General features: G+C 71.8%; 17 protein-coding genes. 8 read left to right on the top strand and 9 right to left on the bottom strand.

Annotation, left to right across the window (positions count from 1 at the left end):
- The first annotated feature begins 14 nt into the window (after positions 1 to 14).
- Positions 15 to 1,031, top strand: a complete 1,017-nt coding sequence (locus tag P4R38_RS02010) for a hypothetical protein (protein WP_277190826.1) — start codon at positions 15 to 17, stop codon at positions 1,029 to 1,031.
- Complete coding sequence (gene eccCa / locus P4R38_RS02005) at positions 1,031 to 5,047, top strand: type VII secretion protein EccCa (protein ID WP_277190825.1); 4,017 nt, start codon at positions 1,031 to 1,033, stop codon at positions 5,045 to 5,047. The genes P4R38_RS02010 and eccCa overlap by 1 nt, the downstream gene beginning before the upstream one ends.
- A 24-nt stretch (positions 5,048 to 5,071) precedes the next feature.
- Here the strand turns inward: eccCa and P4R38_RS02000 are convergent, their stop codons facing one another.
- Together P4R38_RS02000 and P4R38_RS01995 are read right to left on the bottom strand one after the other, a co-directional pair.
- On the bottom strand, positions 5,072 to 5,380 hold the full coding sequence (locus P4R38_RS02000) for a pore-forming ESAT-6 family protein (protein ID WP_275239655.1): 309 nt from the start codon (positions 5,378 to 5,380) through the stop codon (positions 5,072 to 5,074).
- A gap of 36 nt (positions 5,381 to 5,416) precedes the next feature.
- Positions 5,417 to 5,755 (bottom strand): hypothetical protein, encoded by a 339-nt coding sequence (locus tag P4R38_RS01995; RefSeq protein ID WP_275239653.1) that lies wholly within the window; start codon positions 5,753 to 5,755, stop codon positions 5,417 to 5,419.
- A 68-nt stretch (positions 5,756 to 5,823) separates the two neighbouring features.
- Between P4R38_RS01995 and P4R38_RS01990 the strand changes: the two genes are divergently transcribed.
- Positions 5,824 to 7,245: a DUF6177 family protein gene (locus P4R38_RS01990; protein WP_277190824.1), complete on the top strand. Its 1,422-nt coding sequence runs from the start codon at positions 5,824 to 5,826 to the stop codon at positions 7,243 to 7,245.
- A gap of 15 nt (positions 7,246 to 7,260) precedes the next feature.
- Here P4R38_RS01990 and P4R38_RS01985 read toward each other — a convergent pair whose 3' ends face one another.
- From P4R38_RS01985 to P4R38_RS01975, 3 genes are read right to left on the bottom strand one after another with little or no spacing between them, the layout of a single operon-like run.
- Positions 7,261 to 8,766: a vWA domain-containing protein gene (locus P4R38_RS01985; RefSeq protein ID WP_277190823.1), complete on the bottom strand. Its 1,506-nt coding sequence runs from the start codon at positions 8,764 to 8,766 to the stop codon at positions 7,261 to 7,263.
- Positions 8,750 to 9,637 (bottom strand): AAA family ATPase, encoded by an 888-nt coding sequence (locus P4R38_RS01980; protein WP_277190822.1) that lies wholly within the window; start codon positions 9,635 to 9,637, stop codon positions 8,750 to 8,752. The genes P4R38_RS01985 and P4R38_RS01980 overlap by 17 nt, the downstream gene beginning before the upstream one ends.
- Positions 9,634 to 10,248: a TetR/AcrR family transcriptional regulator gene (locus P4R38_RS01975; RefSeq protein ID WP_277190821.1), complete on the bottom strand. Its 615-nt coding sequence runs from the start codon at positions 10,246 to 10,248 to the stop codon at positions 9,634 to 9,636. The genes P4R38_RS01980 and P4R38_RS01975 overlap by 4 nt, the downstream gene beginning before the upstream one ends.
- A gap of 74 nt (positions 10,249 to 10,322) precedes the next feature.
- Between P4R38_RS01975 and P4R38_RS01970 the strand changes: the two genes are divergently transcribed.
- Together P4R38_RS01970 and P4R38_RS01965 are read left to right on the top strand one after the other, a co-directional pair.
- A complete protein-coding gene (locus P4R38_RS01970) occupies positions 10,323 to 11,009 on the top strand; it encodes an NAD(P)-dependent oxidoreductase (RefSeq protein ID WP_277190820.1) in 687 nt (228 codons plus the stop codon).
- Positions 11,010 to 11,043: 34 nt separating this feature from the next.
- Positions 11,044 to 11,430 (top strand): VOC family protein, encoded by a 387-nt coding sequence (locus tag P4R38_RS01965; protein ID WP_277190819.1) that lies wholly within the window; start codon positions 11,044 to 11,046, stop codon positions 11,428 to 11,430.
- A gap of 91 nt (positions 11,431 to 11,521) precedes the next feature.
- Here P4R38_RS01965 and P4R38_RS01960 read toward each other — a convergent pair whose 3' ends face one another.
- A complete protein-coding gene (locus P4R38_RS01960) occupies positions 11,522 to 11,932 on the bottom strand; it encodes a MerR family transcriptional regulator (RefSeq protein ID WP_277190818.1) in 411 nt (136 codons plus the stop codon).
- A gap of 83 nt (positions 11,933 to 12,015) precedes the next feature.
- On the opposite strand from P4R38_RS01960, the gene P4R38_RS01955 reads away from it, so the two are divergent.
- The 3 genes from P4R38_RS01955 (at position 12,016) to P4R38_RS01945 (ending at position 16,391) form a co-directional block, all read left to right on the top strand.
- Positions 12,016 to 13,197, top strand: a complete 1,182-nt coding sequence (locus tag P4R38_RS01955; protein ID WP_277190975.1) for an acyl-CoA dehydrogenase family protein — start codon at positions 12,016 to 12,018, stop codon at positions 13,195 to 13,197.
- A complete protein-coding gene (locus tag P4R38_RS01950) occupies positions 13,194 to 14,753 on the top strand; it encodes an acyl-CoA carboxylase subunit beta (protein ID WP_277190817.1) in 1,560 nt (519 codons plus the stop codon). The genes P4R38_RS01955 and P4R38_RS01950 overlap by 4 nt, the downstream gene beginning before the upstream one ends.
- A gap of 204 nt (positions 14,754 to 14,957) precedes the next feature.
- Entirely contained in the window at positions 14,958 to 16,391 is a 1,434-nt protein-coding gene (locus tag P4R38_RS01945) for an MFS transporter (protein WP_275239641.1), read from the top strand.
- Between the two features lies 1 nt (position 16,392).
- Here P4R38_RS01945 and P4R38_RS01940 read toward each other — a convergent pair whose 3' ends face one another.
- The 3 genes from P4R38_RS01940 to P4R38_RS01930 form a co-directional block, all read right to left on the bottom strand.
- Entirely contained in the window at positions 16,393 to 18,516 is a 2,124-nt protein-coding gene (locus P4R38_RS01940) for a M14 family zinc carboxypeptidase (protein WP_277190816.1), read from the bottom strand.
- 101 nt (positions 18,517 to 18,617) lie between these two features.
- Complete coding sequence (locus tag P4R38_RS01935; RefSeq protein WP_275239638.1) at positions 18,618 to 19,259, bottom strand: Maf family protein; 642 nt, start codon at positions 19,257 to 19,259, stop codon at positions 18,618 to 18,620.
- A 14-nt stretch (positions 19,260 to 19,273) separates the two neighbouring features.
- Complete coding sequence (locus P4R38_RS01930) at positions 19,274 to 21,190, bottom strand: cation:proton antiporter domain-containing protein (RefSeq protein ID WP_277190815.1); 1,917 nt, start codon at positions 21,188 to 21,190, stop codon at positions 19,274 to 19,276.
- Between the last annotated feature and the right edge of the window lie 32 nt (positions 21,191 to 21,222).

The raw sequence follows: 21,222 nt of genomic DNA, 5'->3' as shown, positions 1-21,222 counted from the left end.
AGATGTCCTCACCCATGGGTCCTGCCCGCGTGCCCGACGGCCCCTCCTGGGACGTCGGCGCGCTGAGCCGGATGAACGCACCGACCGAAGCCCCTCCCGGTGCCCCGGCACCGCCGCAGCGTGCCACGGCCGCGGAGCCCGTGGGCCCGCGGCGGCCCTGGCTGCCGGTCTGGTCGGACGTGGCCGGGCCGGGTCTGTCCCGTACCAGGGCACCGGCGTCGGCCGAGGTGGTGGACCTCGCTGCGACGCGGCCCCGGACGCGGTCCGCGGAGCAGCGCCGGGCGTCCCGGCGACCCGCGGTGGCGGGGTGGCGGCGCTCACTGACGCACCTGCGGTCGTTGGTGGGCTCCGACGAGACGCCGCACGATCTCCTCGCGGCGGCCACAGCCGTCCAGCAGCCCGTGACGACCGGCCGGCGAGTGGTGGTGGTCGGCGCTCACGGTGGCGCAGGGGTGACGACGGTGGCGGTGCTCGTCACGCGGGTGCTCGCCGCCCTGCGCAGCGACCAGGTCGTGGTGGCAGCGCTGTTGAACGACGGCGGCGCGCTCGGTGGCCGACTCGGACCCACGCAGGTACCCAACCTGCGCGGCGTGCACGTACGCGGCGACGGGGCCGACCGAGGCGCCGGCGCGGTCGAGAACCTCAGCCGCGCGCACGCGTTCACCGTCCTGGACCTCGCGGGCGAGGTCGACCACCCGGCGGTCGGGCTCGCGCACGCGGTCGTGCTGGTCACCTCGCTCGACGAGAGCGGCGCTCCTTCCGTCGCCGACGTCGCGGGCGAGCTGCGTGCCGCCGGAGCCGACCCGCGGGCCGTGGTGGTCGTCGCGGTCGACACCGGCCGGGGCACCGCGACGGGGACGGGCGCGACCCGCACGGTGCTGCGCGAGGGCGGCGCGACCGTGGTCGCGCTGCCCGGCGACCGGCACCTCGCGGCCGGGGGAGCCGTCACTCCCGCGCTGCTGGCCGAACCCACATACGTCGCCGCCCACCGGGTCGCGGCCGAGGTCGTACGCCGGGCGAGGGAGGCCTGATGGGTACCCGCATCGTTCACCGTCCGGCGCGCACGTCACCGAGGCCACCCGGGGTCCAGGAACGTTCGCTCGAACGACCGCCGAGCCTGCCCGAGGGCGACACCGGGCTGCGCGGCCTGCTGATGCTGGCGCCGATGCTCGGGGCCGGCGCCTCGATGACCGTGATGATGCTCTTCCGCGGGTCGAGCCTGGCCGCCGTCGGCGCGCTGATGATGATCCTCACGCTGCTCGCGTCGGTGGCGATGATGCTCAGCCAGCGCGGCAAGGCGGCCCGCACCCGGCAGCAGCAGCGCGACCGCTACCTCGACTACCTGGAGCGTCAGCGCGCTGCGCTGAGCGAGGCGGAGCAGTCGGTGACGAGCGCGTCGCGCACCGCCGCCCCGCAGGCCCGCGCCCTGCTGTCGGTGTCGCGCACCCCGGAGCGGCTGTGGGAGCGCCGCCGCGACGACGACGACTTCCTGAGGGCACGCATCGGGACCGGTGCGGTCCGGACCACGACGTTCCGCCACGAGGGCGATCACGGCGCCATGCAGCTGTCGGACGAGTTCATGGAAGCTCAGCTGAACCGGCTGGAGGACCGCTTCTCGACCGCGGGCGACCTGCCGCTGACCGTCGACCTGGACAGCGCCGGCACCATCAGCGTGGTCGGCGACCGCGCGTTCGTCGAGCACGTCGCGCGGGTGCTCGTCGCCCAGGCGGCCACGCTCTCCTCACCGGAGGACGTACGGCTGGCGCTGGTCGTCCCGCGTGCCCGCATCGACCGGTGGTCGTGGATGCAGTGGCTGCCGCACCTGGCCGACCAGGACCACACCACCGCCGCCGGCCCGATGCGCCGGGTCGTCCCCGACATCGGCTCGCTCCAGCAGCTGCTGCGCTCCGAGCTGCACCGGCGCCTGTCGGCCTCCGCCGAGCTCAGCCGCAACTTCCTCGCCTCCGACCGCGCCTCACGGTTCGCGCGCGTCCTGGTCGTGCACGACGCGCACGGCGAGGCGCCGTCCCAGCTGACGCTCGGCGACCGCGAAGCCCGGCTGGGCGACGTCGGCGTCACCGTGATCCACCTGGTCGCCTCGCGGCTCGACGAGCCCGACGACGTCACCACCCGCATCACCCAGGAGCCGGCGGACGCATCAGGCGTGCGCGCGCTCGTGGAAGACTACGAGCGGCGCGACGCCGAACCGCAACGGCGGCGTACGACGGTCGACCCGTTCGGCCTCGCGGAGGCCGACGCGCTCGGGCGCGAGCTCGCCGCCCTCCGGCTCTCACCCGACTCCCTGGAGCACGATGCGGGCCAGCAGGCGCTCGCGGCGGCCGACCTGATGGGCGTCGACGACATCGAGCGGCTCGACCTGGACGAGGCGTGGTCGGCGCGTCCGCGGCCGGCGTTCCTGCGCGTACCGATCGGCACCGACGACCAGGGCGCTGCGGTCATGCTCGACCTGAAGGAAGCCGCACAGTTCGGGATGGGCCCGCACGGACTGTGCATCGGCGCGACCGGATCGGGCAAGTCGGAGATGCTGCGCACCCTCGTGCTGGGCCTGCTGACGACCCACGGCCCGGACGACGTGACGATGGTGCTGGTCGACTACAAGGGCGGTGCGACGTTCGCGCCGTTCGAGGGTGCCCCGCAGGTGTCGGGCATCATCACCAACCTCAGCGACGACGCGGGCCTGGTCGAGCGGGTGTACGCGAGCCTCGAGGGCGAGGTGAAGCGGCGTCAGCAGGTCCTCAAGGACGCCGGCAACCTGGCCGACGTCACGGCGTACCGCCGGGTGCGCAAGGAGCGTAAGCGCCAGGGCGAGCACCTGCCGCCGCTGCCGCACCTGCTGGTCATCATCGACGAGTTCGGCGAGCTGCTGACGGCGCGACCCGACTTCATCGAATTGTTCCTGTCGATCGGGCGCATCGGTCGCTCCATCGGGGTGCACCTGCTGCTGAGCAGCCAGCGGATCGAGGGCGGCAAGCTGCGCGGCCTGGACACCTACCTCTCCTACCGCATCGGTCTGCGGACGCTGTCCGAGGCGGAGAGCCGCACCGTGCTGGAGGCGCCGGACGCGTTCTCGCTCCCGCCGCTGCCCGGCTACGGCTACCTCAAGGTCGACACGACCATCTACACCCGGTTCCGCTCCGGCTACGTCAGCGGCCCGTTGCCCGAGGAGGAGGACACGTCGCTCGAGGTCGCCGCACCCGAGATCCTGCCGATGCCGCAGTACGCCGTCCTGGAGCACGACGCGACGGCGGTGCGGGAGCCCGCGGACAGCGACGGTGAGGTGAGCGACGACGAGCCGCAGGGCCCGACCGTCCTCAGCACGATCATCGAACAGCTCGCGAAGGTGGAGCGCACGAGCGCGCCCGTCTGGCTGCCGCCGCTGCCGAGGACCGTCACCCTCGACGAGGTGTGCGGCAGACCGACCGCCACGCGAGTCGGTCTGCGGTGCAAGCGAGCTCGACACCTGCGGGTGCCCCTGGGTCTGCTCGACGACCCGAGCCGGCAGCGTCAGGGCGCGTGGGAGCTGGACCTCGCCTCGGCCGGCGGCAACGTGCTCGTGATCGGTGGCCCACGCTCCGGGCGCACCACGACGCTGCGCTCGATCGTGTCCTCACTGGCGCTGACGCACAGCCCGAGCGAGGTGTCGGTGTTCGTGCTCGACCTGCTGTCGTCCAACCTGGGTTCGCTCGACAGCCTGCCCAACGTCGGCGGTGTGGGCGTCCGGATGGACCGCGAGGTCGTCCGCCGCGTGGTCGAGGAGGTGGGGGCGATCCTCGCCGAGCGTGAGCTGCTGTTCCAGCGGTACGGCGCCGAGTCGCTGGACGCTGCAAGGGCGCTCGTGGCCGAGGGGAGGGCGCCCGAGCTCGACGACGCGCTGCTCGCCGACGTCGTGCTGGTCGTGGACGGGTTCGGGCAGATCACCGACGAGTTCGAGGAGATCGAGGACACCGTCCAGCACCTGGTGCGGCGCGGGTCGGGGTACGGCATCCACGTCGTCGCGACGGTCAGCCGCTGGAACGAGGTCCGCCTCAACCAGCAGACGTTCTTCGGCACGAAGATCGAGCTGCGGCTGGGCGATCCCTCGGAGTCCGGTGTGGCCCGCAAGCTCGCCGAGACCCTGTCCGCGGAGGTGCCCGGGCGCTGCCTGCTGGACAGCGGGCTGTTCGCGCAGATCGCCCTGCCTCGCATCGACGGCAGCGCGACCCGTGACGACGCGGCGGACGGGTTCGAGTCGCTGGCGTCGGCGCTGCGGTCGGGGACGGGCGAGCGGGCACCGCGTATCCGGTTGCTGCCCGAGGTCGTCACCCCCGACGACGTGCGTACGCCGACCGCACCCGGGCAGGTCGCGCTCGGTCTCGACGAGTCCGACCTCCAGACGGTGGTCCTCGACCTGGACGGCCGCGACGGCAGCCTGGTGGTGCTCGGCGACGCGTCCACCGGGCGCACCTCGCTGCTGCGCCACCTCGCGCGGTCGTTGACGGACCGCCTCACGCCGGACGAGCTCGTCTTCGCGGTGGTGGACCCGCGGCGCACCTTGCAGGGAGTGATCCCGCAGGAGTATCTCGGTGGGTACGCCACCAGCACCGCACTCGCCGAACGGCTCGTCCACGCCATCCTGCCCGAGCTGCAGCAGCGCGTCCCGACGTCGGTCGAGGGACCGGTGCCGTCCGCCGCACCACTACCGCGGATCGTGCTGCTGGTCGACGACTACGACGTCGTGACGGCGGGCGGCTCGAGCCCGTTCACACCGCTGCTGTCGTTCGTCGGCATGGCCCAAGAGATCAACCTGCACGTCGTCCTCGCCCGTCGGGTCGCCGGTGCGTCGCGCGGCATCTACGAGCAGTTCTTCATGGCGGTGCGCGACGGGGGAGCGACCGGTCTGATGTTCTCCGGTGACCGCAGTGAGGGCATGCTGCTCGGATCGCTCCGGCCGCAGGCGCTACCGCGCGGGCGGGCCGTACTCGTCCGCACCGGCGAGCCGACCCGCACGGTGCAGACCGTGCTGCGCGCGCCGGAAGCGTCGGCGTAGCAGCCTGTTTCGGGCTCGGGCAGGTCAGCCGATGTTGTGAACGGCGTTCTGGGCGCGGCGTTGGGCGTTCAGAGCGGTGTCGTCGTTCAGGCCAAGGGTGCTCTTGACGAGGTTGATGATGGTGCGGACCTCGCCGGAGGCGGTGTTCCAGCGCTGCTCGACGGCGCGGTAGTCCTCGGAGACGCCGTCGGCCTGGAAGTCGGCCATGGCGCGGTTGACCTGGCCCTGGCGGGTGTTGATGAGGGTTTCCAGGCGGCCGACGACGGAGCCGATGTCGGTCTGGACGGTGCTGGAGACGCCGGTGTCGTAGGAGATGCGGTCGGTTCCGGGCATGAGTGGGGCTCCTGATCGGTCGAGACGGGTTGGGGTTCAGTGCGCGCGGGCGGAGAAGCGGGCGCGGTCGAAGGAGGCCTTGGACTCGTTGTGTCGGGCGTTGTCGCCGGCCTCGCTGTCGCCCGTGTCGAAGGAGTGGCCCATGCCTTCCTGGCCGTGCTTGATGGCGGCCAGGGCGCTGTTGAGGTCCTTGGTGATGTCGTCGGCACGGAACTTGAAGTTGTCGAACGCGGTGCGGCCGGCGCCGTTGAACCTGCCTTCGAGGGGCTCGACGGCGGTGACGAGGGCCTTGAGCAGGTCGCCCAGGTCGGTGTGCGAGGTGCCGGTCTCCTTGGTGAGGTTGCTGAGCGCGTCGGCGCCCATGTCGAACTTCATGCCCACTGTGGCCTCCCAGTCGTCTCGACGGCCGAGGGCGTCCCGGCGTCCGTGCAACGATTCTGGCCATGTCGGAGGACTGGATCGTTCGCTCACCCACAGCTGTGGACATCTCTCATCTCGTGACCGCGCTGAACGATAAGGTTCCCCACCTCGCGCTCCGGGGCGACACCGGCGGCGAGTGGGCTGTGGTCGTGGACGCCGCCGACCGCCCCCGTCTGTGGGTGAGCGGCTCGCGCGCCGCGCTCGACGGGGACGAGACCTCCTTCCTCACCGAGGTCTGCGCACCCGGAGACGGACCGATCCCGCCGTACGGGACACCGCACCTGCTCGTCCGCGATGTCGTCCGCGCGATGGCGAGTGCTGCCGGAGGGAGGGCCGAACGACTGTCGGCCGCCACTGTCCCCGACGCGGCCAGAGCCACCGTCGACGTGCCCGAAGCCGTGATGCAGCAACGGGATTCAGAGTCTCTCGACTGCCCGGCCGACGCCCTCTACGAGAAGGTCGGTGTCGTCGTGCAGACCCGCAAGGAGCTCACGCTGTCGCCGTGGCTCGTGCTGCAGCAGCAGTGGGCCGACCGGCACGGACGACAGCTCGCAGTCATCACGCCCGCCGCCGCGACCATCAGTCCTGCCGTCGCGTCGTCGCTCCGCGCCGGCGGCACCCGGTGGATCGTCGACACCGGCGCGAGCATCTACGACGGAGTCACCGGCGCCGAGCTGTCCTGGGACGGTGAGAGATTCGCCCCGACCGGGCGGTCCGACGACGCGTTCGTCCCGGTCGAGGAGGACGGGTGGGTCGCGGTCATCGAGGCCGAGACCTTCCACCCGTACGACGAGACGACCCGCATCGGCGACTTCGCCCGCACGGTGTACGCCGCGGCCGGGCTCGACGGCCCGGCGGCCGCAGGCGTCCTCGAACCCCCCGAGACGGTGTTCGACCCGACGGTCCTGACGGCGTACGCGCAGCACGCCTCACCCGAGTCGAGCCGGTTCGTCCTGGCCTCGCCCTCCGCCGACGGCGTCCTGGAGGTCGTTCCGCAGCCGCCGGGCGTCGTCGAGCGCGTCGAGATCGTCGCCGACGCCCCGGACGGCCCCATGGGGACGGACGCGCAGGGCGAGTTCGTCGACGCGGTGCTGGCGGGTGGTGCTCAGGTCGCGACGGTGGGCTACCGGCGCGGACGGGCCGACCGGCGGGTGGCGAGCCGGTTCGTCGGCCCGACGATCCCGGTCGTGGCGACGTTCGCGCGCAGCCGGTTCGACTCGCTCACCGACGCGGAGGCGGCCACGATCGGCGGCGAGCACGGCCGGCTGGTCGACCGCCCCGTCCCTGCTCTCGTCGTCCAGCACGACGTCAGCGCCGCCGCGGTCGAAGAGATGCGGTCCGACGACGCCGACGACCACCCGGTTGCCCGCATGGACGCGATCCTCCGAGCGCTCGTCGAGCACGACAGCCACCTGCGGGCGGCGTACGCCGACACGGACGTCTGAGCCGTCGAGCCGGGTTCAGACCGGCAGCGCCCGTCCGACGAACGCCCGCAGCTGGTCGATGTTGCGGCACTCGTGCATGTCCACGACCCGGGCGTACTCCTTGGCCAGCGAGTCCCCGGTGCCCCAGGACGACGCCGGCTCGGGGTTGAGCCAGGCCACGTGCCGCGCCTGGCCGCGGATCGTGCGCAGGGTCTCCAGCCGGGGGAGCCCGTAGTTCGAGCGCGCGTCGCCGAGGATCAGCACGGTGCTGCGCGGCCCGACCGCGTCCATGAACTTCTCCGCGAAGCTGTCCAACGACTGCCCGTACGAGCTGCTCGCTCCCCAGCCGAGCACCTTCCGGGTGCGCAGCGCCGCGCTCACGACGTCGTCCTCCGGTCGCGCCGCCCGGACCAGATCGGTGATCTCGTCGGTCGTACTCACGAAGGCGAACACGCGAATCTTGTTGAACTGCGCGGAGATCGCCTGCATCAACGCCATCGTGAACCCCGAGAACCCGGCCACGGAGCCGCTCACGTCGCACAGCAGCACCAGGTCCGGCCGGTGCGGCCGGCGGTGGGCGTACGCGGGGTCGAGGGGTACGCCGCCGGTCGACATCGAGCGTCGCAGTGTCTTCCGTACGTCGATGGTGCCGCGGGCCTGCTGGCGACGCCGGGCCGTGAGGCGCGCCGCGAGCTTGCGGGCGAGCGGGTTGATGGCGGCCCGCAGCTGGGCCAGCTCGCCGCCACCGGGAGCGAGGAAGTCGCGCTGCTCGAACGCGTCCCGGACGGCGTACCGCGAGATGCGTTCGGTGCCGCGGACCTCGGCGTTGCGTCGGCGGGCCTCGGTCTCGACGCGGCGCCGGAACGCCGCCACCCGCGAGCGCATCTCCTCGCGGGCGATCCGGTCCGTCAGCTGCTCCCGCCCGGCGGAGCCTGCGCCGGAGCCGCCGCCGCTGCCCGAGCCCTGCGTGCCGCTGCCGCCGCCCTGCTCACCCTCGTCCTGCGACCCGTCGCCCCCGGCTCCGAGCTGACGGGCCCGTTGCAGCGCACCGGCGATCGCCGTCTGGGGTGCGAGCTGCTCCAGCGCCTGCGCCGCCGACCACCCGGCGCCCTCACGCTCCAGCTCCCCGAGCCGGTCCAGCGCCAGCGCGGCCAACCGGTCCAGCTCGGCCCGGTCGTCGCGCGCGAGCGCCTCCATCAGCAGGCCCCGTACGGAGGCCGCCACCTCCCGCGGTGCGGCGTCCGGCGTGGGCGGGTCCGCCTGCGTACCGGACCGGGACCCCACACCGGCCGGGAAGTAGATGTCGAAGACGTCGTCGAAGACGCCGCGCTGCCCGGCCCGGCGCAGGAACGCGCTCGCCAGCCCCTCGCGCAACGTCTCGCGGTCGTCGAGCCCGAGGGCCTGGACGACCGCGCCCGCGTCGGCGATCTCGCTGGTGCCGACCTTCACCCCGTGCCCGCGCAGCGACGTGGCGACCTGCACGAGTCGCCGCGCCAGGACCGACCCGTGCGGGGGAGCGGCGGGCTCAGCCGGCGAGGGCACGGTCGAGGTCGAGGGTCTTGGCGGCGGTGGTGATGTCGTCCTGGTGCTTGAGGATCACGCCCAGGCTGCTGCGGACCAGCTCCGGCTCGAGCTCGTCGGCGCCGAGCGCGACCAGCGTGCGCGCCCAGTCGACGGTCTCGGCGATCGAGGGCGCCTTGCGCAGGTTGAGGTCGCGCAGCGCCCCGACGACGCGGACGACCGACTGCGTGAGCGCGTCGGACAGGCCGGGCGCCTGCAGCTGGACGATGCGCTGCTCCAGCTCGGCGTCGGGGTAGTCGACGTGCAGGAACAGGCAGCGGCGCCGCAGCGCCTCGGACAGCTCACGCGTGGTGTTGGAGGTGAGGACGACGAACGGTTGGCTGCGCGCGGTGATCGTGCCGAGCTCGGGGACGGTCACCTGGAAGTCGGACAGGATCTCCAGCAGCAGGCCCTCCATCTCCTCGTCGGCCTTGTCGAGCTCGTCGACCAGCAGCACGACCGGCTGCTCGCTGCGGACGGCCTTCAGCAGCGGGCGCGCCAGCAGGAACTCCTCGGCGAAGATGTCCGAGCGCACCTCGTCCCAGGCGGCGTCCCGCTCCGCGGTGATCCGCAGCAGCTGCTTGGCGTGGTTCCACTCGTACAGCGCGCGAGCCTCGTCGACACCCTCGTAGCACTGCAGCCGGACCAGCTCGGCGCCACTCGCGCGGCTGACCGCCTTGGCCAGCTCGGTCTTGCCGACGCCGGCCGGACCCTCGACGAGGAGGGGCTTGCCGAGCGTGTCGGCGAGGTAGACGGTGGTGGCGATCGCCGAGGACGCGAGGTAGTCCACGTCGGCGAGGGCGTGCCGGGTCTGCTCGACCGAGGTGAAGGTGGGTTGGTGCGGCGTGCTCATGCGCCCATCCTCGCGTACGGGCGTCGCGGCACCCTCGGAGCCAGAGCGGCCCGCAGCGAGGGCTCGAGGATTGCTCGCGCCTCCCCGGAGCTGAGGGACTGCACGCTCGGCAGCGGGTTGAGGTAGCGGGTGAAGATGAAGCCGCCGATGACCGTGGCGGCGGCGGTGGCCCGGGCGCGAGCGTCGGTCCCGCCGAGGAATTCAGCAAGCCGGCCGACCACCTCCGACTCCAGGTAGCCGCGGAGCACGATCATGACCTCCTCCCGGCCCATCGCGGCGCCGTCGAGGCCGGGCGGGGCCGCGGCGTCGCCCTCCCAGGCGGAGGTGACGGCGTCGAGGATGCGGTCGGCCAGGCCCGCCAGGTCGCCCTCGAACGCCGCCGACAGACCGCGTGCGCCGATGCACTGCAGCTCCATGACCTCGCCGAACAACGCCTCCTTGGAGCCGAAGTGGTAGCTGATCAGGGCCGAGTCGACCTCGGCGGCGGCGGCGATGCCGCGGACGGTCGCGCCCCGGTACCCGTGCTCCAGGAACTCCTGACGGGCGACCTCGGCGATGCGCTCGCGCGTACGCGGGCGGCCGCGGGGACGGCCACGGGATTTATTCAGCACGTTTGAATTCTGGTGGCCGTGCCGACGAGGGTCAACACCGAGCCGGAACGCCCGGCACGCAGGAGGGAATCACCATGCGGATCACCGTCTTCGGGGCCAGCAGCCCCACGGGTCGTCATCTGACCGATCAGGCGCTCGCGGCGGGGCACGATCTCGTCGCCGTCAGCCGGCGGCCCGACGCCATCGCCGTACGACCAGGACTCACCACGGCGCAGGCCGACATCGCCGACCCGGACGCCGTGGCCGACGCGGTCGAGGGCGCCGACGCGGTGGTCTCGATCCTGGGGGTTCCGTTCTCGCGTCAGCCGATCTCGGTCTACTCCCAGGGGGTGACCACCATCGCGGCGGCCATGCACCGGCACGGGATCAAGCGCGTCGTGGCCGTCAGCTCGAACGTGCAGAAGCCCGGCTACCGCCCGGCCGGCGCCTTCTTCTTCAACAACGTCCTCGAGCCGCTGGTGATCCGGCGCCTCGGCCGCACCCTGTACGACGACATGCACCGGATGGAGGCCATCCTGAGTGCGTCGGACCTGCACTGGACGGCGGTGCGCTCCTCCGGTCTGTTCGACGCGGACGGACCCACGTCGTACGAGATCGACGGCGCCGACGGCATGTTCACGGCACGGACCGACCTCGCGGCGGCCCTGCTGAGCGCTGTCACCGACGACGGCACGATCGGCCGGGCGGTCTCCGTGACGACGACGGACCCGGCCCCGGGCATCGTGCGGCTGCTGTGGCGCGAGGCGATCACCAAGAAGTGAGCGCCGTGTCGGACGGTGGTGGCACGCTGCGGGGATGGCAGGGATCAGAGGGCTGAGCGGCTGGGTCGGCGTGGTGCTGAATGCACCGGATGCGCGTGCGCTGGCGCACTTCTACCGGGACCTGCTCGGCTGGCCGATGGCCACCGACGAGCCGGACTGGTGCACGATCGGGTTCCCCGGGGCGCCGGCGAATCTGGCGTTCCAGACCGAGAGCGTGTACGAGCGGCCGACCTGGCCGGCCGAGCCGGGCCAGCAGCAGATGATGCTGCACCTCGACGTCGGCGTACGAGCGCTCGACGACGCGGTCCAGGACGCGGTGGCCCTCGGGGCCGAGCTCCACGAGCACCAGCCGCAGGACGACGTCCGCGTCATGCTCGACCCGGCCGGTCACCCGTTCTGCCTCTACGTCGACACCGACTGATCCCTCCCGCTGGTTGGGAGAGTCTCCCTGTGCGGCACCGGGTTTCGACTCGGGCTCGCGCTGGGCGCTCGCCCGGCTCAACCAGCGGTGGCTATGAGGAGAGCGCCTCGAGGTCGGCGCGGCAGCGACGCTCGAGAGTGGCCAGCTCCTGCAGGGAGTCCTCGATGTCCTGGCGGCGGCGCTCCAGGTCGGTGCGCCGGTCGGTGATCTGGTCCAGCAGGTAGCGCAGCTGGCCCGCCTCACCGGGCTGCTCGTCGTACATGTCGATGATCGTGCGGATCTCCTCCAGCGGGAACCCGAGCCGCTTGCCGCGCTGGATCAGCGCCAGGCGGGTGCGGTCGCGGCGGTGGAAGACGCGTACGGTGCCGCGCCGCTCCGGAGTGATGAGGCCGAGGTCCTCGTAGTGCCGGATGGTGCGGTGGGTGACCTCGAACTCGTCCGCGAGCTCGGCGATCGACCACGTGCGCGCGGTCGCCGCGGAGGCGGGGGCCCGGGTTGTCATAGCGACAGAGCGTGCTTTACGTTGACGTCAACGTCAAGTGCGTGACCACCGTCACCCCAGCGCAGAAGAGGCCGATCCTGCCGATGTTCGAGCTCACCAAGGACCACGAGGACTTCCGCCACGTCGTGCGGGACTTCGCCGAGCGCGAGGTCGCTCCGCACATCGCGCAGTGGGACCGCGACCACCACTTCCCGTCCCACCTCGTCCCGCAGATGGGTGAGCTCGGTTTCTTCGGCCTCGTCGTGCCGGAGGAGTACGGCGGCGCCGGGCTGGACGAGGGCGCGTTCACCTACCTGTGCCTCGCCATCGAGGAGCTCGGCCGGGTCGACCAGTCGGTCGGCATCACCCTGTCGGCGGGCGTCGGCCTGGGCATCAACCCGATCCTGACCTACGGCACCGAGGAGCAGAAGCAGCGCTTCCTGCCCGACCTCGTCTCCGGCAAGACCCTCGCCGGCTTCGGCCTGACCGAGCCCGACGCCGGCTCCGACGCGGGCGCCACCCGGACGAAGGCGACGCTGGCCGACGGTCAGTGGACCGTCAACGGCGCCAAGGCGTTCATCACCAACTCGGGCACCGACCGTACGTCCGTGGTCACCGTGACGGCCAAGACCGGTGAGCGCGCCGACGGCAAGCCGGAGATCAGCGCGATCATGGTGCCGTCCGGCACCGACGGCTTCACCGTCGAGCCCGCGTACCACAAGCTCGGCTGGCACGCCTCCGACACCCATGGCCTGACGTTCAGCGGCTGCGTCGTCCCGCAGGAGAACCTCCTGGGTGAGCGCGGCGCCGGCTTCAAGCAGTTCCTCAAGACGCTGGACGACGGTCGCATCGCGATCTCGGCGCTGGCGGTGGGTCTGGCGCAGGCGTGCCTCGAGCAGGTGACCGAGTACTCCAAGACCCGGACGGCGTTCGGCAAGCCGATCGGCATCAACCAGGGCGTGTCCTTCCAGGTGTCCGACCTGGCCGTCATGGTCGAGGCCGCGCGCCTGCTGACGTACAAGGCGGCGTGGCTCAAGGACGAGCTGGAGTCGGGCCGCCGCTCGGTCGCCGAGGTGAAGCAGGCCGCGGCCATCGCCAAGCTCTACTCCACCGAGGCCGCCGTCACGGGCACCCGGATCGCGACGCAGATCTTCGGCGGCAACGGGTTCATGGAGGAGTACCCCGTGGCCCGCTTCTACCGCGACGCCAAGATCCTGGAGATCGGAGAGGGCACCTCCGAGGTGCAGCGCATGGTGATCGCGCGTGGTCTGGGGCTCCCGCAATGACGGTCCAGGACGCGGCTCACGACGCGCACGTCGTCGACGCCCGCGGCCGGCTGGCGGCGGCGTACGAGGCCTCGGCCGCTCCGACGGAGAAGGCCAAGGCCAAGCTCGACAGCCAGAACAAGCTGTACGTCCGCGACCGGATCGCGCTGCTGTTCGACGAGGGCAGCTTCGTCGAGGACGGCCGGTACGCCAACGCCACCGCGCCGGGCCTGCCCGCCGACGGCGTCGTCACCGGTCGTGGCACGGTCGACGGCCGCCCGGCGATCGTGGTGGCCAACGACCCGACCGTGAAGGCTGGCTCGTGGGGTGCGCGCACGGTCGAGAAGATCGTGCGGGCCACCGAGGCGGCGCTGCGCGAGGAGCTGCCGGTCTTCTGGTTCGTCGACTCCGCCGGCGCGCGGATCACCGACCAGGTCGAGCTGTTCCCCGGCCGCCGCGGCGCCGGGCGCATCTTCCACAACCAGGTCGCGCTGTCGGGCAGGGTCCCGCAGATCTGCTGCCTCTTCGGCCCCTCGGCCGCGGGTGGGGCGTACATCCCGAGCTTCACCGACGTGATCATCATGGTCGAGGGCAACGCCTCGATGTACCTCGGCAGCCCGCGGATGGCCGAGATGGTCGTCGGTGAGAAGGTCACGCTCGAGGAGATGGGCGGTGCACGCATGCACTGCACCGTCAGCGGCGTCGGCGACCTGCTGGCCTCCGACGACACCGAGGCCATCGAGCTGGCGAAGCTGTACTTCTCCTACGTCCCCTCGACGTGGAAGGACGAGCCGCCCTCGTACGTCGGCGAGGAGCCGAGCGAGCCGCTGACGCGGACCACGGTGCCCGAGATCGAGTCGCAGCCGTTCGACGTGCACGAGGTGATCGACGGGCTGGTCGACGACGACAGCTTCTTCGAGATCAAGCCGCTGTTCGCCGCCGAGCTGGTCGTCGGCTTCGGGCGGATGGACGGCCGCACGGTCGGCATCGTCGCCAACAACTCGATGGTCAAGGGCGGGGTGCTGTTCACCGACAGCGCCGACAAGGCCGCCCGGTTCATCTGGACGTGCGACGCGTACTCGATCCCGCTGCTCTACCTGACCGACGTGCCGGGCTTCATGATCGGCTCGGAGGTCGAGCGCGGCGGCATCATCCGGCACGGCGCCAAGATGGTCTCGGCCGTCTCCGAGGCCACGGTGCCGCAGTTCTGCATCGTGCTGCGCAAGGCGTACGGCGCCGGTCTCTACGCGATGGCAGGTCCGGGTTTCGGTCCGGACGCCACCCTGGCACTCCCGACGGCGCGCATCGCGGTGATGGGCGCGGAGGCGGCGGTCAACGCCGTGTACGCGAACAAGATCGCCGCCATCGAGGACCCCGCCGAGCGCGAGGCGTTCGTCGCGCGGATGCGGGAGGAGTACCTGCAGGACGTCGACATCGAACGGCTCGCCGCCGACCTGGTGATCGACGGCATCATCGAGGCGGACGAGCTGCGCGCCGAGCTGCTCAAGCGCCTGCAGTACGCCGCCCGCCGGGACCGCGCGTTCAGCACCCGCCGCCGGGCCATCCCGCCGGTCTGAGCCGGTCATCGCCCACGGTGGCGGGGCGCGTCGCAGGGGCCGCGCTCCCGCCACCGACGGTCGCTCCGGTGATCCGCCACGGGTGAACGGCAGGGCGAATATTGTCGAAGCCTCAATCACCTAAACATCCGGTCCGCTCGCTACGTTGAGCGTCGCGGACGACGACGTGCTCCGCACGACCAGAGCAGGTGGAGGAGGGACGCGGTGCGATCGAGCGACGACTCCGCCGGGCGTCGGTTATGGGCGCTGCCGGCATGGCGGTACGCGTTCCCCGCTGCGGTCGTGTCCCGGCTCGGCGACCTGGTCTTCGACCTCACCGTCGTCCTGTGGATCAGCACCGACATCGCCCGGGGTGAGACCTGGGCGCCCGCGGCCGTCGGCGGCGTCCTGATCGCCGCGGCCCTGCCCGTCCTGCTGGTCGGCCCGATCGCCGGTGTGTACGCCGACCGCACCGACCGCCAACGGCTGCTGGTGCGCAGCAACACCGTGCAGGCGCTCGCCATCGCCAGCCTGGTGCTCATCCCGCTGCTCGGCGACCGGATCAGCCGCCCGTTCGCGATGGTGTGGATCTACGCCGCGATCGTGGTCACCAACGCCGCCGGCCAGTTCTTCACCCAGGCGCGCAACGTCATGATCGCCAAGACCATCCCGGACGACCTGCGCACCTCGGCGTACTCGCGGCAGGGGTCGGCCAACAGTCTGCTGGCGATCGCCGGACCGCCGCTCGCGGCGCCCCTGTTCCTCGCCCTCGGCGCGACCGCCGCGCTCACGGTCAACGCGCTGTCGTTCGTGCTGTCCTCCTTCCTGCTGGGCCGGTTCACCTGGAGCTCGGCGCCGGAGGAGCGCGCGTCCGGACAGTCGTTCTGGACCTCCCTGTCGCACGGCGTCCGGACGGTCACGCGGTACCGGATGCTGGGTGCGGTGGCGTTCGCGCTCACGGTCATCACGTTCGCGACCGGCATGATCAACGTGCTCGAGGTCTTCTTCGTCACCGACGTCCTGCACGAGCGCGCCGAGCTGCTCGGGTGGCTGCTGATGAGCTTCGCGATCGGCACCCTGGTCGGCACCCTGCTCGCGCCGCGGCTGGAGCGCCACATCGGTCCGGCGACCATCTTCGTGTGGTCGTTCCTGCTGGTGGGTGCCTGCGTGGTCGTCTACTCGCGGATGACGTCGTTCGCGCCCGCGGTGGTGCTGTTCTTCCTGCTCGCGATGCCGCTCGGCGCCGCGAACACCGTCCTGATGCCGATGGTGATGCGGTCCATCCCCTCCGAGCTGCTGGGGCGAGCCACGGTGGTGATCACCGTCTTCCCCACGGTCGCCAGCCTGACGTCGATGGCGATCACCAGCTGGGTGGTCAGCACCGCGATGCGCGACCTGGACGTCACCGTCGGCGGGCTGCACTTCGGCCCGATCGACACCGTCTTCACTATCTCGGGTCTGCTGATGATCGGGACCGGACTCCTGGTCTGGCGGCCCGTCACCACGGCCTCCCGGCTGACGGCGGACGAGGTCGCGCAGGCCGAGGCGTCCAGCAGCGGCGCGCGCCGCGAGCCACCCGAGGGGACGATGCGCGCAGAAGCGCGGCCGGGCTCGGCGACGTCCCGCCTGCCCGGCCGCAACTCCCGTACGGCGTCCTGACTCAGCGCTTCCGCGACTTGGTGCAGGGGTCACCGACGTTCGCGGTCTGGCCGCGGTCGACGGTCACCATCTGCGACTTCAGCACCTTGCCGTTGGCCGCCGAGCAGGTCAGCGTCCAGGACTCCTTCAGCCCGGAGTAGGTGCCCGGCGTCGGCGAGGAGAAGCTCACCGCGCCGGTCCAGTCCGTCGTCGTCGTTCCGCCGTCGTAGTTGACGGCCACGACGGTGTACGTGCCCGGCACCGGGTCGATGAGCGTGGCCGCCTCGGGGTTGGCGGCCGTCGCCGCCTGGGCCGCGAGCCGGCCCCGCGAGTCGTACACGTAGAAGTCCCAGTCGACCGCGGTTCCGCCGGGCCAGCTGAAGTTCAGCGTGGCCTTCCCGTTGTCGTACGTCGGGGCACCGGTGATGCTGAACGACGACGTCTCCGACTGGCCGACCGCCGGCACCCCGGCGGGGTTCGCGACCGGCTTGGCCGGCTCGGCGGGCCCGACCGGATCGCGGCCGTACCGGCCCACGACGAGCGGACGCGTCGAGGGGTTGACCGCCCAGCTGAACCGGCCGGTCTTGTCCGGCACCAGCCGCGAGGTGAGCGTGTCCTGGTAGTAGCGCGGCGGCCCGACCGTGCCGTCGGTGCCGATCACCGGGGACGTGGCGCTGATGAACGTCTTGCTCACGCTCAGCGTCCGGCCCTTCTGCGTGGTCCCGGCGATGGTCGAGTGCTTCGACTTGTCGATCGTCGCCTCGGCCATCAGGTAGTACGCCTCGCGGTTGCCGCCGTAGCCGGCGCCCTGCGCGGGTGACAGCCCGAGGTACTCGGCGACGACGCCCGTCTGGAACGGCGGGTGGAACTCGTCCGGCCCGATCTCGAAGGTGAAGCCGAAGCCACCGGTGTTCCAGTAGCTCCAGTCCTCGACCGAGCCCGAGGTGTCGTACAGCTGGTAGGAGGCCCAGTTGGAGTAGCCGTTGGCGTTGGTCATCGCCTCGCCCAGCGCCCGGTACGTCGGCTCGTCCGGGCTGAGGCCGGTCGCCGCGATCGACGGCGGCCGCAGCACCAGGTTGCTGAACGTGTGGTTGGTGATGAGGTTGGTGACCTGCCGTCCGGAGATGAGGGCGCGGATGTTGTCCGACTCCGGCTCCGAGCCCGGTCCGTCGCCGCGGTAGGTGTCGCTGGACCACGTCGGGGACGCGCCACCGCCACCCCAGAAGCCGGGGTAGTTGCGGTTCAGGTCGGTGCCCCGCAGCCGTCCGGCCGGGTTGTTCACGCAGGTGCCGCCCTGGTAGGCGGGGGGCGTGTTGACCGACACCGTGCAGTTCTTGCGCTTCATCTCGTAGTCGAACTGGCTGAAGTCGCCCTTCGGCGCGGCCTCGCGGGAGATCTCGAAGCCGTCCACGTTGACGACCGGTACGACGATGACGCGGACGTTCTGCAGGATCGCGCGGGCCCGGTCGCTGGTCCTGAAGTTCTCCAGCAGGTCGTACGCGAACTCCATCGAGTGCTCGCTCGAGGGCCACTCCCGGGCGTGGTGGGCGCCCATGACGAGGAAGACCGGCTTGCCGTCGTCGACCCGGGTGGCATTGGTGGTGATCTCGATGCCCCTGACCTCGCGGCCCTCGACACTCTTGTTCTTCAGCGTCAGCGGCTTCACCAGGTTCGGGAATCGCTGGGCCAGCAGGGTCATCTCGGCGTCGTAGTCCGACAGGTGCCGGTAGCTCGTCCGTCCGCTCGGCAGGGGTGACTCGGCGTTGGCGGCGGCGTACGCACGGTCCTTCGCGGCGTTCGCCCGCATCCGCGCACCCAGGTCGGGGATGGTCGTACGCCAGGTGAACCCGGCGTCGCGCAGCACCTTGGCGTCGGCGGCGCCGTGCAGGACGACGGAGACGCCGCTGCTGTCGGCGTGCTCGGTGGTGTCCAGACCGAGCCGGTCGACCTTGGTGCGCAGCGCGGGTGTCGGGGCGTTGACGTGGACGAGGCTGACGGTGCCGCCCTGGTCGCCGGAGCGCAGCGCGCCGGGGTCGCCGGGCGGTGCCCCGGTGGCGGGAGCGACCTGGGTGGCCGCGATGCCGAGCGCGGCGGCGGCGGCGAGGGAGAGGCCGAGAGGGGTGCGGGTGACGGGGCGAAGTCGCATGGTCGGTGACTCCTGGGGTGAGTCGGCAAGCCCGGTTGGCCTACCGGCTTACCCGCCGAACCTAGACCGGCGGGTGACCCGCGACAACGCCTACTGGCGGGTCACGTCAGCAGCTCGTGCCAGACCACGTCGATCTCCGCGAGCATCTCGCGCAGCAGCGGCAGGCTGATGCCGACGACGTTGTGGTAGTCGCCCTCGATACCGCGGACGTACGCGCCACCGAGCCCGTCGATGGCGAAGGCGCCCGCGACGTGGAGTGGTTCACCGGTGGCGACGTAGGCGTCGATCTCCTCGGCGGACAGGTCGGCGAAGTGCACCGTGGTGGAGGCCACGGCGCCGAAGGTCGCGCCCGTCCCGTCCTCGCGGTCGTCGATGACCCAGTGGCCCGTGTGCAGGACGCCGGTCCGACCGCTCATCCGGCGCCAGCGGTCGACGGCGTCGGACGCGTCGGCGGGCTTGCCCAGGGTCTCGCCGTCCAGGGCCAGGACCGAGTCGCACCCGACGATCAGTCCTTCCGGGGCGCTGTCGTCCTCGGCCACCGCCGTCGCGACCGACTCGCACTTGGCCTTGGCGAGCAGCAGCGCGACGTCCTCGGCGTCGAGCCGCCCGAGGTCGGTCTCGGCGCGCTGCACCACGGCCGGCTCGTCCACGTCCGACGCGCGCACCGTCGGCTCGACGCCCGCCGATCGCAGCGTCGCGAGCCGGGCAGGGGAGGCCGAGGCCAGGATGAGGGGGATCGCCATGCCCGAGAGCGTAGTCAGCCGAGCAGCTCGTGCTTGAAGCACCAGCGCCACGCCTCACCCGGCTCGAACGAGCGCATGACCGGATGGGCCGACTCCTCGTAGTGGCGGGTGGCGTGCCGCGCCACCGACGAGTCGCAGCAGCCGACGTGACCGCAGGTGAGGCACAGCCGCAGGTGGACCCAGGTCGTGCCCTCCCGGATGCAGTCGGGACACTCGTCGAAGGTCTCCGGGTTGACCGACGAGGAGGCGTCGCGCAGGTCCTCGCAGCCGCCCTGGCGCTCCTCCGGGGTCAGCAGCATCCGGTCGTCGAGGCTCTGCTGCCGCTCACCGACCGCCGCGATCATCGACTCCTCGACGTCGAGGGAGTCCATCACCGCGCGCAGGACCGTGTGGTCCAGGTGCCCGGCGTCGCGCATCTTCAACACCTTGGTGCGCTCCGCCTGGAGCATCGCCGTCCGCAGCCGCCGGTACGCCTCGGTCGGTGCCTCGGAGTCGTCGCGGCCACCACCGAGGCGCTCCCACGCGATGTTCGCCCGCCGCTCCGCCTGAGCGCGCAGCGCCTGCTCGATGTCCTCGGGGACCGTCGGTGTGTCGGGGTCCTCCAGGACGCGGTCCAGCTCGGCGCGGCCGGCGCGGACCGCCGCCTGGGTCACCTGGGCCGACTGCAGCGCGTCCTCGCGTGGGTCCGGACCGTGCAGGTCCAACCGGCGGGAGAGCCAGCCGAGCGAGAAGCCGTGGACGATCAGCGTGCCGACGGCGACGATCAGTGCGATGAGCACGAGGGCCTCGCGCTGGGCGAAGTCGGCCGGCAGCAGGAATGCCGCCGCCAGCGTCACCACCCCACGCATGCCGGCCCAGGAGATGATCGCCGCCTCGCGCATCGACAGCGGGTCGGCCCGGCTGACCGGCAGCTTCCACAGCAGCGCCAGCGGCATCACGAACAGCGGCCGCAGGACGATGACCGTGACCAGCACGGCGAGACCGACCAGCAGCGCGTTGACCAGCCCGATGTTCTCGTCCTTCACGACCGCGTCGACGATGGTGTGCGTCTGCAGGCCGATGAGCAGGAACACCATGTTCTCGAGCAGGAACTGGATGGTCGACCAGTTCATCCGCTCGGACACCCGGGACTGGGCGGTCTGGATCGTGGGCGCCTCGTGGGCCAGCAGCACCCCGCAGACGACGACCGCGATGACGCCGGACCCGTGCGCGCCGCCGGCGCTGACGGCCTCCGCGGGCAGGTACGCCAGCCATGGCGACAGGAAGGAGATGGCGACGTCGGTGACGGGCTCGGTCACGTGCGTCCGCACCCACGCGATCACCTTGAACGCCACGAGTCCGACGACCGCGCCGCCGACCGCGGCGATCAGGAAGTCTCGGGACGCGGTCAGGACGGTCGCACCGCCCGCGACCAGCGCGATCGACGTCCGGACGGTGACCAGCGCGGTGGCGTCGTTGAACAGCGACTCGCCCTCGAGGATCGTCACGACGCGGCGGGGCAGGCCGATCCGCCGGGCGACCGCGGTCGCGGCCACCGCGTCCGGCGGCGCCACCACACCGCCCAGGGCGAGGGCCGCGGGGAACGTGACGTCCAGCCCGAGCCAGCCGTGCAGCAGCAGCCACGTCACCAGGCCGACTCCGAGGGCGGTGAACAGCACGAGGAACACCGACAGCGACAGGATCTGCTGACGGTTGTGGTTGAGGTCGATCAGCGACGTCTGCGAGGCAGCCGCGAACAGCAGCGGCGGGAGGAACCCGAGCAGGATGACCTCGGGCTCGACCGCGAACGGCAGCGGGACCCACGGCAGGTAGGACGCGGCCGCCCCCAGCGCGGTGAGCACGAGGGGCGCGGACAGGCCGACGCGACGGCACGCCGTGGCCACGACCACGACGGTGGCCGCGAGCAGCAGGATCGGGATCGCCACGTGCACGTCGCCATCCTTGCACCGGGGCAGGCGCGGCC

This window comes from Luteipulveratus flavus (genome assembly GCF_029439465.1).
GTDB classification, from domain to species: Bacteria; Actinomycetota; Actinomycetes; order Actinomycetales; family Dermatophilaceae; genus Luteipulveratus; species Luteipulveratus flavus.
This window is presented reverse-complemented; position numbering and strand designations above follow the sequence as displayed.

Excerpts from the sequence above, each read along its gene's own strand:
- P4R38_RS01965 (WP_277190819.1), top strand. The coding sequence starts at position 11,044 with ATGGCAGGGATCAGAGGGCTGAGCGGCTGGGTCGGCGTGGTGCTGAAT.
- P4R38_RS01980 (WP_277190822.1), bottom strand. The coding sequence starts at position 9,637 with ATGAGCACGCCGCACCAACCCACCTTCACCTCGGTCGAGCAGACCCGG.
- P4R38_RS01960 (WP_277190818.1), bottom strand. The coding sequence starts at position 11,932 with ATGACAACCCGGGCCCCCGCCTCCGCGGCGACCGCGCGCACGTGGTCG.
- P4R38_RS01990 (WP_277190824.1), top strand. The coding sequence starts at position 5,824 with ATGTCGGAGGACTGGATCGTTCGCTCACCCACAGCTGTGGACATCTCT.
- P4R38_RS01935 (WP_275239638.1), bottom strand. The coding sequence starts at position 19,259 with ATGGCGATCCCCCTCATCCTGGCCTCGGCCTCCCCTGCCCGGCTCGCG.
- P4R38_RS02000 (WP_275239655.1), bottom strand. The coding sequence starts at position 5,380 with ATGCCCGGAACCGACCGCATCTCCTACGACACCGGCGTCTCCAGCACC.
- P4R38_RS01970 (WP_277190820.1), top strand. The coding sequence starts at position 10,323 with ATGCGGATCACCGTCTTCGGGGCCAGCAGCCCCACGGGTCGTCATCTG.
- eccCa (WP_277190825.1), top strand. The coding sequence starts at position 1,031 with ATGGGTACCCGCATCGTTCACCGTCCGGCGCGCACGTCACCGAGGCCA.
- P4R38_RS01995 (WP_275239653.1), bottom strand. The coding sequence starts at position 5,755 with ATGAAGTTCGACATGGGCGCCGACGCGCTCAGCAACCTCACCAAGGAG.
- P4R38_RS02010 (WP_277190826.1), top strand. The coding sequence starts at position 15 with ATGGGTCCTGCCCGCGTGCCCGACGGCCCCTCCTGGGACGTCGGCGCG.
- P4R38_RS01940 (WP_277190816.1), bottom strand. The coding sequence starts at position 18,516 with ATGCGACTTCGCCCCGTCACCCGCACCCCTCTCGGCCTCTCCCTCGCC.
- P4R38_RS01955 (WP_277190975.1), top strand. The coding sequence starts at position 12,016 with ATGTTCGAGCTCACCAAGGACCACGAGGACTTCCGCCACGTCGTGCGG.
- P4R38_RS01950 (WP_277190817.1), top strand. The coding sequence starts at position 13,194 with ATGACGGTCCAGGACGCGGCTCACGACGCGCACGTCGTCGACGCCCGC.